A 16,546-nucleotide genomic window follows, 5' to 3' on the forward strand; every position below is an offset into this window, starting at 1 on the left:
CGTGCCGGTATGGAGACGAAGACGCCATTAATTACGCTTACCGCTGTAACCAAAGCCTACGCCACGGCTGCCGGTGACTATCTGGCCCTGCGTGGTATCGATCTGGACATCGACCCCGGCGAATTCGTTGCGATTGTCGGTAAGTCGGGCAGTGGCAAATCAACGCTGCTCAATATCATCACCGGCATTGATCGGGCGAGCAGTGGCGAGGTGCGGGTCGCCGGTGCCGATCTGATGCAGATGCCGGAATCGCGGATGGCGAGCTGGCGTGGGCGCACGGTCGGGATTGTGTTTCAGTTCTTTCAATTGTTACCAACCCTGACGACGCTGGAAAATGTGATGTTGCCGATGGACTTTTGCCATATCGGTACACTGCGCGAACGGCGCGAGCGGGCTATGGCCTTGTTAGAGCGGGTTGGTCTGGCCGATCAGGCCGATAAATTGCCCATGGCACTCTCTGGTGGTCAGCAGCAGCGGGTCGCGATTGCCCGTGCCCTGGCCAATAATCCACCGCTCCTAGTCGCCGATGAGCCAACCGGTAATCTCGACTCGCAGACTGCTGAGGCGGTGTTTCAGCTCTTCATCGAGCTGGCCGGTCAGGGCACAACGATTGTGATGGTTACGCACGACAGCGATCTTGCCCGGCGGGCTGGTCGGGTGGTACTGGTATCAGATGGCCGGATTGTGCATTGAAAGTGAGGCGGTTATGCGCAAGTTGATCATTCCGCTCCTTGCCGTACTCTTGATAGCTGGTGGCGCATACGCTATCTTCGGGCCGAATGGTCCGGGTGCGCAATCGGCTCCGCCGCCGGTTCCGACGGGCGAACCTGTTCTCCCTCCGCTGAGTGTCGAAGGGCGCGTCGTGCCAGCGCAAGAGGCATGGCTGCGCTTTGAACGCAGCGGTATCGTCACCGCAATCCTGGTTGACGAAGGCGAGGCAGTGACCGCGGGTCAGGCATTGATCCAGCTTGATGATCGGCTTCAGCGCGCTGCCGTGCAACAAGCGGAAGCGAATCTGGCCCGCGCCCAGGCGCGCTATGATCTGTTGCTGGCCGGGGCATCTGCCGAAGCACGAGCGGCTGCGGAAGCCGCTCTGCGGGTGGCCGCCGCACAGGCGACGCAGGTGGCGCTGGCGGTTGTTCCTGCCGATGAGCAGGCGATTGCAGCCCAACTCGCCGAAGCCCAGGCCGCACGAACCAGTCTGCTGGCCGGGGCCGATCCAGAACTGATTGCGCAGGCGCAGGCGGTACGTGATCAGGCGGCAGCGAATCTGGCTGCCCAGCAGAGTGCGCTGGCGGCAGCGAAGGTGAATGCGCAACTAGCGGTTGAGCAGGCGGCGAATGTGCTCCGTGACCGGCAGGCCGATTACAGCCGAATCTACTGGGAAAACGAAGAACTGCGCCAAAAGCTGGGTGAGGATGAACTTCCCCAGACCAGAATCGATGCAGAAGCGGCAGCATTACGCGCCGTACAGAGCGCCGAGGTGGCACTGGCCCAGGCCAGAGTGGCCGCCGAACAGGCAGTGCAGGCCGAGAAAGAGGGGCTTGCCGCCGCCCAAGCCCGTCTACGTGAAGCAGAGGCGCGGCTGGCTGCGCTCCTCAGCCCACCCGATGCCGATCAACTGGCGGCGATTGATGCCCGGATTGCGTCTGCCGAAGCCAGTCTAGCCCGATTACGGGGTGATCCGCGGCAGGCGCAACTGGCTGTCGCTCAGGCCCAGGTCGCCCAGGCCCAGGCTCAGCTTGCCCAAATCAATGCTGCACCGCGGGAAGAAGAGCTGGCTATCGCCCAGGCCGACATTACCGCTGCCGAAGCTGCGTTAGCCCAGACCAGACTCGAACTCGCCAACATGGTATTGCGGGCACCGTTTGCGGGTGTTGTCTCGCGCATTGAACTGCATCCCGGCGAGCTGGCATCACCTGCCATGCCGGCTCTGCTGCTGGGCGATCTGCGTACATGGCATATCGAAACTACCGATCTCAGCGAAATTGATGCAGCCCGGATCACGCCGGGGGCGGAAGTAACCATCACCTTTGATGCCTTACCCGGTGTAACGTTACCGGGTCGGGTACGTGCCATCCAGCCCTACGGTGTCGAGCGTCTGGGTGAAATTGTGTATACTGCTCTTGTTGATTTACAGGCGTATGATCAGCGTTTGCGCTGGAATATGACAGCAATCGTAACCTTGACCGACACGAATCGCTAAGGTTGCGTGGCTATGCCCGGAGAGACACCATGGCCCCGCGTGATGAAGCCGAACTTCGGCGGCAGCAGATTATTGATGGTGCGCTCAGCGCTTTTTCCCAGTTGGGCTTTGAGCGTGCCACCAATCGTGATATTGCCCGTGCAGCCGGGATTGGATCACCCGGTCTGATCTACCACTACTTCAAAGACAAGACCGACCTGCTCTACCAGGTGGTGCGCGAGCGCATGCCTTTGATCCAGCTCATTGACTCAATGAAGGAGTTAGATGACACTCCGCCGGAGGTAGCGTTGCCGCAGCTTGCCGGTCGTCTGGCCTACCTCATTAATCAACCGCTGACTATTGCGATTGGGAAGATCATTATCGGCGAGGTGCTGCGCCATCCTCAGCTTGCGCAGGTGATCAACGAGATCGGGCCAGGGCGAGCAATGAACTTGCTGGCAGCCTACCTTGAGCGGCAAATGGCGCTGGGCAGATTACGTCGCACCGATCCCCAAATCGCCGTCCGTCTCCTGATAGGACCCCTCTACGCCTATTTCTTATCGCGATATGTACTCAACCAGCCTGAAGCGCATGCTATCTCTCCACACGCAATGGCAACCGAAGCGGTTGATCTCTTCTTGCGGGCAATGCAACCGGAAGCGAATCAGAACCCCTCTTCCTGAACAGCGCGTTTTCGCGGATGTTCCTTGTTCACTGTGCTCACGATCCGGTGCGTGGTATAGCGGTACTCCTGATGATACGGTAGTTCAGCAGCACATCAGCACATCACCACAACGACACAGCGATTCCATCCCGCACACCGGCAGGAATACCGCTTCCCGACCGGATTGCCCTCGTATGGCGTGCGGCAGCCATGCTGCCGTGCCAAGCGTGCTCACGATTCGGGGCGTGGGGGAGCGGTGCCTCTGATGGTAATAGTAATAACGAAGAGCTGTATCTTATGGGGAATCTTCGTGACAGTATGTCCGGCGAACGCAGCCAGCTTGCCAAACCGCAACGCCACGACCCGCCGGAACGTCCGCTTCTGGCGAAACGCCGGTCGGTGCGCTGCGATAAGCGTCATCATGTTTACGAACAACGTGGGGACGGCGGCTGGGGGTATCCTTAATCATAGCGAGTATCCTGGATGGTGGTGGCCTCTTAATGTAGTCCGGCACACCACGTGCGAGTAGGGGCGGGTTCAGAACCCGTCTCTACGGAGTCCGTCCATGAGTATCAAGCATCATGCAAGTGATTACCACGGATCGTCGTTAATGAAACGGGATAGTCACGGCTCACCGTATATTCGGTGCCGGTCAGTGTGCACAGTATCACTCAAGATTAGATGTCATCCGCGGCTTCCCTGTTCATGAACCTGTTTCAAAAAACATCTCCCAGAAGCTATCTCATTCATTTTGACTGTCTCTATGATCGTGACGAGTACAAACCGCATCCTCGCGACCAGTAGAGTCAACGGTGTGACCTGCGCTGGATCGTGAGTACGGCTGCTGCGGCAGCATGGCTGCCGCACTCCAAACGTCGCGACACGTGCATGACGAGCAGGCAAGGCAACCCATCCAGCGCGTGATGGCTCAACTGGAGCTGCACTCTGCCAACGGGCCAGGAGCAGGGTAAGCTGTCGTTGGCGGTCGGCAAGCGTTCATTCGCCTGTGCAACAGCCTGGTAGCAGGATAGCATAGCTTAATAAATTCGTATTTGGGATACGTTCTCCTACCTACCGCAACCCCCTCACTCAGCGCCTATCCGCAAAAAACACAACGGGTAGGCAAAGGTGTCCCCTTCACCTACCCGTCGCCGGTCTTGGGGCGTGATCAGTACGATCCGCCCGGTACAAACTCATTCGTGAACACCTGTCGCACATCAACCGGCGCAGACAGCAATCCTGCCGCGCGCATAAACTCCTCGGTGCGCGTCCAGAGCTGGCCGTCGGTGTAGCCCAGGCCGTATTGCGCAGTCAATTCATTTTGCCAGAAGGGGAGACTCTCTTGCAATACCTGGCGTTGTAATGCGAGATCGCCCAGTTGGGCTTCGGGAATGAATTGCAGGCTCAGATCAAACGCCTCATCAGGATTGGCCAGCGTATCGGCCAGCCCGCGCAAGCTGGCCCGCACAAATTTCCGTACCAGCTCAGGATTCTGTGCGATCAGCGCCTCGCTCACGGCGATACCATTGGCGGCCAGGTTAAAGACATCGGCTGCCAGTAAAACATTCACTTCCACCCCCTGACCGCGCAACTGAACCGGCTCGTTCATCGCGTAGCCAATCGCGACCGGCACTTTATCTTCCATCACCGCAGCGGTCTGGGTGAAGCCGATCTCTTGCACGGTCACATCGGCTTCACTCATACCACCGGCGTAGAGCGCAGCCAGCAGCGCATAAAAACTCTCGCCAAAACGGCCAGGAATACCAATCGTCTGCCCGCGCAGGTCATTCACACTTGCCAGCGGCACAGTGCTCTTGGCGAAGAAGGCAATCGGGAAGCGCTGATAGAGCGTCATGACCGTCTTGACCGGTAACCCTTGCTGGCGAGCCAGCAGCACCGAGGTGCCACTGGTGGTGGCAAACGCAACGCCGCTGGTCGGCCAGGTTGCAGCCCGCTGCAGGACATCATTCTCGAAGTTGTAATCGAAGACGACCTCAATCCCTTCGGCAGCGTAATAGCCTTTGGCAGCCGCGACATAGTAGGGCGCGAACTGAATGTTCGGAATGTAGGACATCGCCAGCGTGACTTGTTGCAAGGCCGGTTGAGCGTCAGGTGCCGGCGCAGTCGTCGGTGCCGCAGCAGGCGTTGTCGGTGTTGGCGCACCGCACGCGGTGATGAGGAAGATGATCAGGATACCCAGGGTAAGTACACGGAATTTCATCATTGTCGTGCTCCTGAATTGAAGTTTGTAAGCGCTATGATGCGTCCCAGCGAACCAGTAGTCTTTCAAGCAAACCGGCCAGCACGTAGAGCGTCAACGTGATCAAGGCCAGTGTTACCAGGGCAACAAAGATCAACGGCGTATCGAACAGCCCGCGAGCAATGTTGATCAACGCTCCTAGGCCAACCCGCCCAGCGACAAACTCACCGACTACGGCACCGGTTGTGGCGAGCGCCAGTCCGGTGCGCACACCGCCAAACAGTACCGGTAGCGCCAGCGGGACTTCGACGTAAGACAGGAGCTGCCAGCGGTTGGCGCCACTGATGTATGCCATCTCGATCAGTTCGCGAGGAATACTGCGAATCGCGACCACCGTATTGATAAGAATCGGCAGGAAGGTGATCAGGGCAGCCACCAGAACTTTCGAGGTCAGGCCGGCGCCAAACCACAGGATAATGAGTGGCGCAACAGCCACCACCGGGATCGCCTGACTTGCAGCCAGCACCGGGGCCAGGGCCTGTTCGAGCCAGCGGATGTGCGCCAGGGTGTAGCCCAGAATAAGCGCGATGATCAGGGCCAGCGTGAACCCGCCTAAAGCCGCGCTCAGGGTGGCGAGGGTGTGCTGCCAGAGCAAACCACTATTCAGCGCCTGCCAGAAACGTCCGGCAACCAGGGCCGGTGAAGGCAGAATAAAGGCCGGGTAGCCGCTCAATGTTACTCCTGCCTGCCAGAATACGAGCAGGAGCATCAGGGTAACTGGTAAACCGAGAGCTGGCCACTCGAAGCGTCGTAGTGATCTGACCCGCGGCGAGACCCTTGTTACAGGCAACGTTTGCTGCATCGTTCCAACTCCTTTCGCGGCGGGCATAGAAAAACCCCGCCGAGCGAACGCTCTTCGGGGTACAGATACGGAAGCACGACGGGAGATGATCCCGCCAGCAATGGTAACGCCATAAAGGTGCGCACTATGTGCGCTACCTGCGTCTTTGCCCATATCTGGATCTTCTTTACATCCGGACTGTAACCGTCGGCCCCGGAGTTGCACCGGATCATGCGTGCCTCTCAACACGCTCGTGGGCTATACCACCGATCGGGAATTTCACCCTGCCCCGAAGATCGTTTGTCGTTGTTGATGATAGCATCAATCGGGGATTGATGTCAAGGATAGACGTGAGGGGTGCGGTGTAGAATCCGTTATGGATCGGCAACCTGATTGTAATTCGCAGGTAGCTCGTTCATCCAGCCTGCGTGCAGCTCTGCCAAACACCGTCTTCGGTGTAGCGCGTTTTGGTGTGTGGGAGCCATGTTGCTGCACTAACCGCTCTCTGTACCGGATATGATTGGCTTCTGCCACCCCGACGCGATGGTTTGCTTGAGACGGACTTTTCCGTATGCTACACTTCACTTCGGGAAAGGCAACACGGTGAAGGAGGAAGTGAATGCCCTATCAGAAGATGATACGTCACTGGTGTATGTTGCTGTTGCTCCCGGTATGTGTTACTTTCACTGCCCTCGCCTTCGATTCCACCGTGCAAACCCCTTCGTTGCTATTGGACGAAGCGTTGACGGTATACTACGGCAACCTGGCCCGCCGTGAGGTCGGGCAGCCGCCACTCCGCTGGAACCGACAACTGACCTATGCGTCGCGCTGGTTTGCCTGGGACTCAGTGGAGAATCGGTCTGCGCCATATTGTGGACATCAGGATACCAACGGCCAGTGGCCGAGTGACGGGCACCACTGTTTGGTTATCTGGGCAGTAGTGGTGCTGAAAATGCGTATTGTGGCTACATGATGCCGCAGGATGCGATCAATGGCTGGTTGAATAGTCCTGGCCATCGGGCTAACTTGCTGAGCGCTGGTCATCGTGAGATTGGGTTAGGCTATTATCGTCGTACCAGTGATGGGAGAGGCTACATTGCGCAAATGTTCGGGAATGACTCAACGTATGCTCCGGTTATTATCGAGCACGAAGCCCCGCAAACGCTGAACCCTTCGGTATCGCTGTATCTCTATCAGCGACAGACTCAATCTGGTTTCGCTGGCCTCAGACCAGCAAATGCATTGATGGTGGCCAACGAACCATGCTTTGTCGATGCGCAATGGCAACCCTTCGCCAATGAGTTTCGCCATGTGCTACCCGCTGGCGAAGGCTGGCGAACGGTTTATGTGCGAACCCGTGATGATGTCGGCTATACGCAGACGGTGAGCGATACGATCTATCTTGGGGCGAACCTGCCGGTTGCTGAGCTTGCTAATACGATGAGTGATCGACAAGAGACAGTGACGCTCGCCGGTTTGAGTCATCCCTCTTTCACCCAGGTACAGTTCAGTTTGGGCTGGCTGGTCGATGAAACCTACGCAGGATTTCAACTGCTCTGGGGGGCAGGGGAGCGAGTCGCCGATCCGGCGGCCTGGGGTGGTGGTGCGTTTCGCCTCGCGCCGACATCCGGCGAAAGTTCGGCGTGGGTTTGGGATTACCGGCCACTCCTGTTCAAGGATAGATCTCTGGTAGCTTACGTGCGCCTGAAAGTCAGTGACAACACCTCTCCCTCCGAAGTAGTGCGCTTCGCAGTGGAAGATGGCGATCAGCAGTATGGCCCACTTGTGCTGCGCGGAATTGATTTTGCCGCTGCCGGTCAGTATCAGGAATTCGCGCTCCCCTTTCGCTATACCGGTACCGACTTTCTCACCTTCCAGTTCTGGCGCAGTGGCAATACCGAGGTCTTCATTGATGCAGTGACTATCTTCACTGCGCCGCAGCCATTGGTGTCGCCGCTCACATTGACTGTTCCCGGCAACAACTACCGTGGTCAGAGTGTGTGGGTGCGTTACACCGATGGACAGGCATTTACCGAGTGGAGTGAAGTTCCTGTACTGCCGGCCCAGCCGATCACCGTTTCGCCACGGGTGTTGATGGTGCAGCGCGATAGCCCGCCGCCCGCCCCGGTCGTGCTCTCAACGCCGTGCGCCCAGCCATCCTGGCAGGTTATGCCGGCTGATCCCTGGATAGATGGTAGTGCTGAGCAGGGAGTGCTGCGTTTGTGGGTCGATCCAAGTGGACTGACCACCGGTATCCACCAGGGCAGCATCACATTTGCGGCGCCCGGTACAACCTTTCGGCTGACGGTACCGGTAAGCCTGATGGTTGCCGATCAACTGTTTTCAGTGTATACACCGCTTGTTGTGAGGTGATATATGCGGCGGTTCCTACTCATCTGCTGGATAGTGATGATCAGCCTGCTCGCCTGTCAGTACATCGAGCACGACAACCGCAACCATCATCGATCCCCCAACCGTGCTGAGTGATTTTCAGTTGCCGGCCAGTACCGGTCATGATCTGCGGCTAAGTGATTTGCGTGGTCAGCCGGTGTTACTCTATTTCGGGTATACCCGTTGTCCCGACTATTGTCCGATCACGCTCAGTGAATTTCGGCGCGCCCGCGAACAACTCGGTGCTGATGGTGAAAAGGTGCATTTCGTGTTGATCAGCGTTGATCCGGGACACGATACACCAGAGGTGCTTGCTGCATACCTGCGTGGCTTTGGTGAGGGTTTTATCGGCTTGCAGGGTGATGATGCAACCCTGCGCCGTATCAGTAAAGAGTACGGTCTGACCTATCGTCATGGTGGAGACCATCAGCATCATGATCATGGCGACGCCGGTGTCGAACACAGTACGGCGAGTTATTTAATCGATCAGAATGGCCGGCTACGGATCGTTTATCAATATGGAACCGCTGCGAATGTGTATGTGCAAGACATTCGTGATCTGCTCAAAGAAGCTCAATGAACTATCGTTTAAGCCGCCGTTCACTGCTGACATTAGGTGTGATTGCTCTCAGCCAGACGGTCGTCCGTGCGCAAACGCCGGCAACGCAACAGATTTATCTGCCAATGATTATGCGTGCGCCACTGCCGGGTACATTACTCGGCCCTCCTGGCGGTACCGCAGAAGCGGCGATTGCCTGGCTGGCTCCACGCAGCACGGCCTATGTTCCCTACGATGTTGCTGTCATCGTCAATGGCTACGCCGAGATTGGTCAGGCGGCTGAAATTGATTGGTTTCTGGCCATTGCGCAATGTGCGCATGAAACCGGTCATCTGACCTCGTGGTGGTGTCAACGACCACGCCGTAATCCCGCCGGTATTGGCGTGACCGGCGAAATCCGCGAAGCACCGCCCGATCAGCCACCAGGCCCCGATTGGGCGTGGGACGAGAGTATTCAACGCTGGCGAGCCGGGTTAAGTTTTGCGTCGTGGGTTGGCGAGTCGATCCCGGCCCATTTGGGTAGGTTGTTAGCCTATGCACTCCCGCCGGGTGCTGGCACATCCTATCAGCAGCAACTGATCGACTATGCCCTTTGGCGTCGCCCATTACCTGACCATCTACGCGGTGTAGCAGTAACGATCACCGACCTGAATGGACGATGGGCAGTGCCGGGTACGGAATATGGTCAGCGCATCCTGGCTCTGGCCGAGCGGATGCGGAGTGAAAGTTATTGAATCACAACTCGCCGTGTGCGGGTAGATTACCTTTTTATCGCGTTAGAGCGCCGTGGCATCTGGTTCGAGCAAATGTTGACCTATCCCTTGACGCGAGGGTCATGCGGGTCGTATAATAAGGTTGTGTTAAGAACGGCAAAACTCCCATGAAGGAGGCCGGCTATGAAAACATGTGTGACAACGTGGTTGAGGGGTGTATAGGGCGGTACAGGCCGATGCCTGTAGCCGCCCTTGATGTTTTCCGGGCACGAGACGAAGGAGGTCTCCCTATGCACTCGGACTTAATCGGTAAGATCGAAAAGGCTCGGCGTTATGCCGCCGAACCAGAGCGAATCAAGTTTAGCGATCTGCGGGCAACATTTCACGGTGGCAATAGTGATCACGAAATTTCGCTTCACGATGGGCAATGGTCGTGCAATTGCTCGTTCTTCCGCATGTGGGGCACCTGTGCTCACGTCATGGCAATGCAGCGTATTCTCCATCCGATGCTAACCGAAGAAGCCCGGCAAGCCGATCTGGCGATTGCGCAGCCAGATCTGAATGACTGATCATGGGCAACGCATCTTAACAGTGAGATTGACGCCTGAAGGTGGCGCGGTGATACTGATAGCGGGGCGAGTGGCGCCCCGCTATCGGCATTGTTATGACGAGGTTCTATGACGCCATTGATCATTGCGCATCGTGGAGCATCGGCTGATGCTCCGGAGAACACGCTGGCCGCCTTTGAACTGGCCCGCCACCAACAGGCTGATATGATCGAGCTGGACTTGCAATTAACGGTAGATGGCGAGATCGTGGTCTTTCACGACGATACAACGGCGCGTTGGAACGGTCGGGATGAGCCGGTGGCCCGGCTGACGCTGGCCGAACTGCGGCACCTCGACATTGGCGGCGAGCGGGTGCCGACGCTGGCCGAGACGTTGGATTGGGCACGAAGTGCGGCGATGCCGCTTAATCTTGAGCTAAAGCGGCCCGGTATGGCCGCACGTTGTGTGCAACTTGTGCGTGAATTCGGAATGGTTGATCAGGTGATCGTTTCGTCATTTTATGAACAGGCACTGCATGAATTGCGTGCGACCGATCCGGTGATTGCCCGTGGCTATCTTATGGGGATTCGCACGTATCGCCCCGATATCCGGCTGCGCGAGTTCTGGCCATTTCTGGCGCTGCGGCGGGTTGAGGCTACGGCCTGGCATCCGTACCACGGCTTGCCCGGCCTCGATTGGATCTTGCCGAAAGTCCAACGTGTCGGGTATAAGGTGAATGTGTGGACGGTAGACGACCCGGTGCGTCTCCGTGATCTGGCCGCTCTTGGTGTGAGTGGTCTGATTACCAACAGGCCGGCTATGGCACGGGCTGTGCTCAGTAAAGGATAATCGATTGAAACGGCGCATCTGGCTCGTTGTGCGGGGAATAGGGCCACTGCTGGCGGTGCTGGCTGCACTGATCGGTGTGCCGGCACTGCTAGCCTGGCTTATCACCGGGGGGCCGTTGAGTTGGTACCATTTCCTGATCGGGGTAGGAGTTGCTGTTTTACTGATTCTGGGTGCCGGTCTGATGTTGGGGTGGGCGTTGGGCAAACGCCTGAAAGGTGACTAAGCACCATCAATCGTGCGCTCGAAGGCAATCAGTCGCGGCACGATAGCGCGGCGGATTTCGACGTACTGCTGCGACAACCAATGCCCGATACCGCGAATATGCGGCAATGGCGCCTTGCGGAGCCAGCGTAGCCCAAAACGGGCAACAAGATGGATTCGGCGCAGGAGACGATCACGCCGCCCCAACAAGATAATTGCCAACACATAGCCGGGCCAGCCGGGAATGATCGGGAAGAGTGAACCGATCAGGCCCAGCACCAGAAACGTAATACCGAGCACACGGCGCACGGTCGGATTGAAGCGTAAGAAGCGAATAACTGTTATCATCATCATATCCTGCAACGAGGTGCCCTCGACGATTTGCCTACCCGTAAATTATTGTACCTGATTGGTGCTACCATGGAATAGCAAACGAAATTAACAATCTGCTGAATCTTTGCTGATATTCTGTCATTTTGGTAAGAGGAAAAATCCCTCTTCTTGCAGTGAGGTGCAGCTATGGCCGAACAATCGTGGTGGCAACGTCTGGTGGCGGCGGTTGAACGAGAGTATGAGCGGCGGATTCGGCGGGCCAGCCTGCTGGGTGAGTTTAAGCCGGCTGACGACCATCACCATGCTCAGGTATCGGCGGCGTCTACACCCGATCATGCCGCTGATGAAGAGGAAGCGGTTGTCGTCAATGTGCCACGCGGGACGAAGATCAGTCGGCGTGATGCGAATGTTGAGGAATAGGTTGGTAGGAGAGAGGAAGTAGAAGATAGGAGAGGAAGTAGGAGGGAGGGGCAAGGAAACAGGAACGAGGGGAGAGGGCGCCCGGATGGAGAAAAGGGGTTAAGGAGGGAGGCATCCCGCTCTTGTCGAGCGTGATGTGGGGTGTGTTTCGCTCACCCTATCCCCTGCCCCGCCATATGGAGTGCGGCAGCCATGCTGCCGCGTTAGGAGTGCATTGTTTCCAGCCACCGGGCGGTGCCGGTCTATCGGTCGATGGGGCGCGGGGCATCCCCGGCCCTCGCTTTTCTCCCGCTGGGGAGCAGTGCAGGTTGCTCTCAGCAATACATCCGCCCCCAGCGAGTTTAGAGACGTACAGCATGTAGGAGCTAACACAACGTCTACTGTGTTGGGAAGTCGCAGCGCAGCTCGCTGCTCTCCCCTCTCCCGCGGCACGCGGGAGAGGGGCCAGGGGTGAGGGTGTTCTCCCCCTTCATCATTCACTACAAATTGCCACGCCGGGCCTGTTCGCGTTCAATGGCCTCGAAGAGCGCCTTGAAATTACCCTTGCCGAAACCCCGGCTGCCTTTGCGCTGGATGATCTCGATGAAGAGCGTTGGCCGATCCTGAAGTGGCTGACTGAAGATCTGGAGCAGATACCCCTCTTCGTCGCGGTCAACTAGAATTCCTCGCTCCTGGAGTGCCTGCCGGCTCTCGTCGATTTTGCTAACCCGCTCTTCGAGATCATCGTAGTAGGCGTCGGGTACGTGGATAAACGGAATACCGGCAGCCCGCAGAGCATCAACGGTTGCACAGATGTCACCGGTTGCCAGAGCGATGTGCTGAACACCGGTGCCGCCGTAGTACTCAAGAAACTCTTCGATCTGGCTCTTGCGGCGCCCCTCAGCCGGCTCGTTGATAGGGAACTTGATCCGACCGGTACCGTTTTGCATCACCTTCGACATGAGGGCACTGTACTCGGTGCTGATGTCGTGATCGTCGAAGTGTACCAACTGGCTGAAGCCGAGCACATCACGGTAGTAGTTGACCCAACGATTCATTGCCCCTAGTTCCACGTTGCCGACGATGTGGTCAATGGCGGCAATCCCGGTTTCCGGTACCGGTAGTGGTGTGGTGATCGGCTGGAAGCCGGGCATAAATGTTCCCTGGTAGTTTTCGCGCTCGATGAATGAGTGGACGGTGTCGCCATAGGTGGCAATGGTCGCCTTGATAATCCGGCCATGTTCGTCCACATATTCGGTCGGCGCCTGCACTGGAATCCCGCCACGGGCAACCGCTGTTTCATACGCAGTCACTGCATCACGGACGCGCAGCGCAATGTCTTTGACCCCATCGCCGTGGTGGGCAATATGTTGCGCAATCGGGTGATCGGGTAGGAGGGGGGCAGTCAGGACAAAGCGTACATTGCGCCGTTCAAGCACATAACTGGCCCGGTCGCGCACTCCGGTTTCGAGACCGGCGTAGGCAACCGGACGCAGGCCGAGTGTGGTGCGGTAGAAATGGGCAGCCTGGCGGGCATTGCTGACGTAAAACTCGACATAATCAATACCAAGTAGCTCAAGCGGATCGGCGGAGCACATACAGCACCTCCACGTTCAGGGTGATGCGTCCACCCTGGGATTGGTTTGGTTACCCGACACGCCCTGAGCGTGGACGCATCACACTCAGTGGCGTGTAACCCTAGGTGAGCTGGAACGGTTCGGCATCACTCCAGAGTTGCTCGAACGCACCCTGCAGGAATACGCTGAAGTTGGGATGGGTAACGCAGAGTGCGGTGAGACTCAGTGCACCGGTAACGGGGTCCTGGAGCGAGAGCAAGGCGATTCGACGGTCGTAGAGATTCACCTTGAGCGGCAGGGTCTCGACCATCCGTGCCTGTTGCCCCCATTCAACAAACTGCGTCACCCAGGCCCGCAGGTCAGGGTTTGCCAGGGTTGACCGTTCGTAGAGTGCGCGATAGCGCACACCGCGACGGAGTGGTTCGGCTACCTCGGCGAAATTGCTTTCCCGATCACCCAGTAACGGGAGCTTGAAACAGACGCTGATCTCGCGTTCAGCACTCTGCGCCAGGGCCAGGGCGCGCTCGACGACGAGCCGGCGGTCGAGCAGAACATCAACATAATCGAGGGGATCGATCTGTTCATGACCAGCCGTATAAGCAGGTGTCAGGGTGGTGAGGAGCGTTTGGACGTGTTCGGTCAGTGCGGCCTGTTCGTGCTCGAATTGCCGACGGCGCTGCTCGATCAGGGCCGGCAGGGCGATGGCCGGATCGATGGCGACGTAGTGGCGTTGACCGTCGCTGTGACGTTCGATGGCGAGGCCACGCGCACACAATGCGGCCAGTACGTCGTAGATGCGCTGGCGGGGAATGCCGGCACGTACCGCTACCTGCGCCGGGGTGTAGCTCCGCCGTTCGAGGAGCGCCAGGTAGGTGGCCGCTTCGTAGCGGTTGAGACCTGACGCCATCAGTTGTTCCTGGATGCGATCAACCATTGATCTGTATGTTATTGTCACCACTTATCAGTGGTGTCTATTATACTATACATGGTTTCGGATTGGTTGGCAAGTCATGGTATGGTATGCCGTATATTGCGTTTATAATCGTGAATAATCGCATCAACAACACCTGTGCTTATGTGGTATTTCACACCCTACATCTTCTTGCCACTTGCTGCGGTGCTCCTGGCGCTAGGGGCAATGCGTCTGGCCTGGCCATACCGGCGATTACCGGTGGCAAAGGTCTTCCTTGGCATGATGTTCAGCACGATCTGGTGGTCGCTGTGTCATGTCCTGGAATTGTCGAATGCGACCACTGCCGGTAAGGTGCTGTTGAGCAATATTCAATACATCAGTGTGGTGAGTGTGCCATTACTGTGGCTGTTGTTTGCACTGTGTTACACAGATCGCGCTCATCTGTTGCCGCGTAGCGTGGTATACAGTTTGATCCTGCTCCAAAGCGGATTTCTGATCGGTGCCTGGACAAATGGCTGGCATCGGTTGATGTGGCCGACGGTGGAATTGACCTATACTGCCGGTGGTCTTTGGGTGCTGACCGGGCCGCGTGGGCCGCTGTGGTACGCCAGTGTTCTGAGCGCCTATACAATGGTGTTTGCCGGTACGGTGTTGATGATCAATCAGGCGATCCGCAGTCAATCCCTTTACCGTGCCCAGGCGATCAGCCTGTTGGTTGGAGCGCTCCTTCCCTGGGCAGCGAGTATGCTCTTTGTGACCGGACTCAGTCCGATCCCCTTTGTTGACCCAACGCCGGTCGCGTTCGCCCTGAGTGGTCTAGCGTTTACCGTTGCGATGCAGCGCTACCGCGCACTTGACCTTTTGCCGGCGGCGCGTGAGCGAATCGTTGATCAGATGTCTGATGCGATTATTGTGCTTGATACGCATGATCGGATCATTGATCTGAATCCGGCAGCACAGGCGGTTTTGTTGGTGACGACAGATGTTCTTGGTAAGTCGTTGGCACGTGTTGCACCGCCCTGGCTGATTGAGCAGGTACGTGATCGTGACGAGGATCAGTTTGAGGTGCAACATACCGGTGAAACAGGGACAACAACCTACGATTTACGCTGTACCACGTTGCGAGATCGTCATGGCAGGCCGGCGGGGCGGATTTTTGTGTTGCGCGACATCACTCTCTTCAAGCGGGCAGCGCAGGCTTTGCAAGAAGCAAAGGATGCGGCTGAAGCAGCCAGCCAGGCGAAGAGTGCCTTTCTGTCCATGATGAGTCACGAATTGCGGACACCACTGACGGCTATTTTGGGTTACGGTGAGTTTTTACGTGAGGATTTGTTGAACCGGGACCTGCATACGCTGACATCCGACCTTGACCGGATCATGACGGCGGGACGGCATTTGTTGACGCTGATTAACGATATTCTTGATTACGCTCGCCTGGAAGCGAATGCCGTGACAATTCACCCAGAGCCGGTTCACATGGCTTCGCTGATCAATGAGGTGGTGATGACGTTGCAGGGATTGGCGAAGCAGGGGCAAAATACTATCACCGTTACCGTGGAACCAGACCTGCCACCGGTGTTGACCGATCCGGTACGTTTACGTCAGGTGTTGTTGAATCTGGTCGGTAATGCCTGTAAGTTTACCGCGCAGGGTGAGATTCGGGTTCACTGCTACCGTTCAACCACAGATGAGATTCAGATTGATGTCAGCGATACGGGGATCGGGATTGCTACCGAGCAGCTTCAGCACCTGTTCAAGCCATTTGTGCAGGTAGATAGTGGTCCGACCAGACGCTACGGTGGCACCGGGCTGGGACTGGCTATCAGCCAGCGCTTGTGTCAGGTGATGGGAGGCGCGATCTCGGTCACGAGTGAACCGGGCCGTGGTTCGACCTTTAGCGTGCGTTTGCCGATCACAAGTGTGACGTCTGCACCATGTGAAGTTTCACAAGAGGAGGGCTAAGGATGCGTCGCTGACACAGATGCGCTCCGGTGCGATGGGTAGTATAACCCAAGTTGCTACCTTATATCACCACAGAGACACAGAGGACACAGAGGATGGGTAGAATCTGGGTTGCTACCGTGAGACGTGACGTAGTATGTCCATAGGAACTGGCTGCTCCTCACATCGTTCATGCGAACATACCACACGGTGTTGCGTGTAACGTCGTGCT

18 protein-coding genes and 1 riboswitch are annotated in these 16,546 nt (G+C 57.3%); of the genes, 12 read left to right on the plus strand and 6 right to left on the minus strand.

The window, feature by feature from the left end:
* Positions 1-9 precede the first annotated feature (9 nt).
* Genes VAE57_RS08065 through VAE57_RS08075 form a run of 3 tightly spaced genes read left to right on the plus strand, consistent with a single transcriptional unit; the run spans position 10 to position 2,868 of the window.
* Positions 10-693, plus strand: coding sequence for an ABC transporter ATP-binding protein (locus VAE57_RS08065; RefSeq protein ID WP_322821370.1), 684 nt, complete (start codon positions 10-12; stop codon positions 691-693).
* Positions 694-706: 13 nt separating this feature from the next.
* Complete coding sequence (locus VAE57_RS08070) at positions 707-2,206, plus strand: HlyD family secretion protein (RefSeq protein WP_322821371.1); 1,500 nt, start codon at positions 707-709, stop codon at positions 2,204-2,206.
* A 29-nt stretch (positions 2,207-2,235) separates the two neighbouring features.
* Positions 2,236-2,868, plus strand: a complete 633-nt coding sequence (locus VAE57_RS08075) for a TetR/AcrR family transcriptional regulator (protein WP_322821372.1) — start codon at positions 2,236-2,238, stop codon at positions 2,866-2,868.
* Positions 2,869-3,080: 212 nt separating this feature from the next.
* Here VAE57_RS08075 and VAE57_RS08080 read toward each other — a convergent pair whose 3' ends face one another.
* From VAE57_RS08080 to VAE57_RS08090, 3 genes are all read right to left on the minus strand, one after another.
* Positions 3,081-3,272: a hypothetical protein gene (locus tag VAE57_RS08080; RefSeq protein ID WP_322821373.1), complete on the minus strand. Its 192-nt coding sequence runs from the start codon at positions 3,270-3,272 to the stop codon at positions 3,081-3,083.
* Positions 3,273-4,017: 745 nt separating this feature from the next.
* Entirely contained in the window at positions 4,018-5,073 is a 1,056-nt protein-coding gene (locus VAE57_RS08085; RefSeq protein WP_322821374.1) for an ABC transporter substrate-binding protein, read from the minus strand.
* Positions 5,074-5,104: 31 nt separating this feature from the next.
* Positions 5,105-5,911 carry an ABC transporter permease gene (locus VAE57_RS08090; protein WP_322821375.1) on the minus strand — a complete coding sequence of 269 codons (807 nt, stop codon included), beginning with the start codon at positions 5,909-5,911 and terminating at the stop codon, positions 5,105-5,107.
* A 155-nt stretch (positions 5,912-6,066) separates the two neighbouring features.
* Positions 6,067-6,191, minus strand: a riboswitch (FMN riboswitch).
* 318 nt (positions 6,192-6,509) lie between these two features.
* Between VAE57_RS08090 and VAE57_RS08095 the strand changes: the two genes are divergently transcribed.
* The 7 genes from VAE57_RS08095 (at position 6,510) to VAE57_RS08125 (ending at position 11,173) form a co-directional block, all read left to right on the plus strand.
* Positions 6,510-6,863: a hypothetical protein gene (locus tag VAE57_RS08095; protein ID WP_322821376.1), complete on the plus strand. Its 354-nt coding sequence runs from the start codon at positions 6,510-6,512 to the stop codon at positions 6,861-6,863.
* On the plus strand, positions 6,860-8,263 hold the full coding sequence (locus VAE57_RS08100; protein WP_322821377.1) for a CAP domain-containing protein: 1,404 nt from the start codon (positions 6,860-6,862) through the stop codon (positions 8,261-8,263). The genes VAE57_RS08095 and VAE57_RS08100 overlap by 4 nt, the downstream gene beginning before the upstream one ends.
* 103 nt (positions 8,264-8,366) lie before the next feature.
* Entirely contained in the window at positions 8,367-8,861 is a 495-nt protein-coding gene (locus VAE57_RS08105; RefSeq protein ID WP_322821378.1) for an SCO family protein, read from the plus strand.
* Positions 8,858-9,574, plus strand: coding sequence for a hypothetical protein (locus tag VAE57_RS08110; RefSeq protein WP_322821379.1), 717 nt, complete (start codon positions 8,858-8,860; stop codon positions 9,572-9,574). Before VAE57_RS08105 ends, VAE57_RS08110 begins: the two co-directional genes overlap by 4 nt.
* 269 nt (positions 9,575-9,843) lie before the next feature.
* The gene (locus VAE57_RS08115; protein ID WP_322821380.1) at positions 9,844-10,122 is read left to right on the plus strand and encodes a hypothetical protein; all 279 of its coding nucleotides are present in this window, start codon (positions 9,844-9,846) and stop codon (positions 10,120-10,122) included.
* 108 nt (positions 10,123-10,230) lie between these two features.
* A complete protein-coding gene (locus VAE57_RS08120) occupies positions 10,231-10,950 on the plus strand; it encodes a glycerophosphodiester phosphodiesterase (protein WP_322821381.1) in 720 nt (239 codons plus the stop codon).
* A gap of 4 nt (positions 10,951-10,954) precedes the next feature.
* Complete coding sequence (locus tag VAE57_RS08125; protein WP_322821382.1) at positions 10,955-11,173, plus strand: hypothetical protein; 219 nt, start codon at positions 10,955-10,957, stop codon at positions 11,171-11,173.
* Here VAE57_RS08125 and VAE57_RS08130 read toward each other — a convergent pair.
* A complete protein-coding gene (locus VAE57_RS08130; protein ID WP_322821383.1) occupies positions 11,170-11,499 on the minus strand; it encodes a hypothetical protein in 330 nt (109 codons plus the stop codon). The two genes, VAE57_RS08125 and VAE57_RS08130, sit on opposite strands and share 4 nt — an antisense overlap.
* Positions 11,500-11,670: 171 nt before the next feature.
* On the opposite strand from VAE57_RS08130, the gene VAE57_RS08135 reads away from it, so the two are divergent.
* Positions 11,671-11,904 carry a hypothetical protein gene (locus VAE57_RS08135; RefSeq protein ID WP_322821384.1) on the plus strand — a complete coding sequence of 78 codons (234 nt, stop codon included), beginning with the start codon at positions 11,671-11,673 and terminating at the stop codon, positions 11,902-11,904.
* 479 nt (positions 11,905-12,383) lie between these two features.
* Here VAE57_RS08135 and hppD read toward each other — a convergent pair whose 3' ends face one another.
* Together hppD and VAE57_RS08145 are read right to left on the minus strand one after the other, a co-directional pair.
* Positions 12,384-13,481: a 4-hydroxyphenylpyruvate dioxygenase gene (gene hppD, locus VAE57_RS08140; RefSeq protein ID WP_322821385.1), complete on the minus strand. Its 1,098-nt coding sequence runs from the start codon at positions 13,479-13,481 to the stop codon at positions 12,384-12,386.
* A 100-nt stretch (positions 13,482-13,581) separates the two neighbouring features.
* Positions 13,582-14,367 (minus strand): TrmB family transcriptional regulator, encoded by a 786-nt coding sequence (locus VAE57_RS08145; protein WP_322821386.1) that lies wholly within the window; start codon positions 14,365-14,367, stop codon positions 13,582-13,584.
* Positions 14,368-14,535: 168 nt separating this feature from the next.
* Here VAE57_RS08145 and VAE57_RS08150 point away from each other — a divergent pair, with 168 nt between their 5' ends.
* Positions 14,536-16,335 carry a histidine kinase N-terminal 7TM domain-containing protein gene (locus VAE57_RS08150; RefSeq protein ID WP_322821387.1) on the plus strand — a complete coding sequence of 600 codons (1,800 nt, stop codon included), beginning with the start codon at positions 14,536-14,538 and terminating at the stop codon, positions 16,333-16,335.
* The last annotated feature ends 211 nt before the right edge of the window (positions 16,336-16,546 follow it).

Origin of the sequence: Chloroflexus sp., assembly GCF_034434295.1 — a bacterium.
Classification (GTDB): domain Bacteria; phylum Chloroflexota; class Chloroflexia; order Chloroflexales; family Chloroflexaceae; genus Chloroflexus.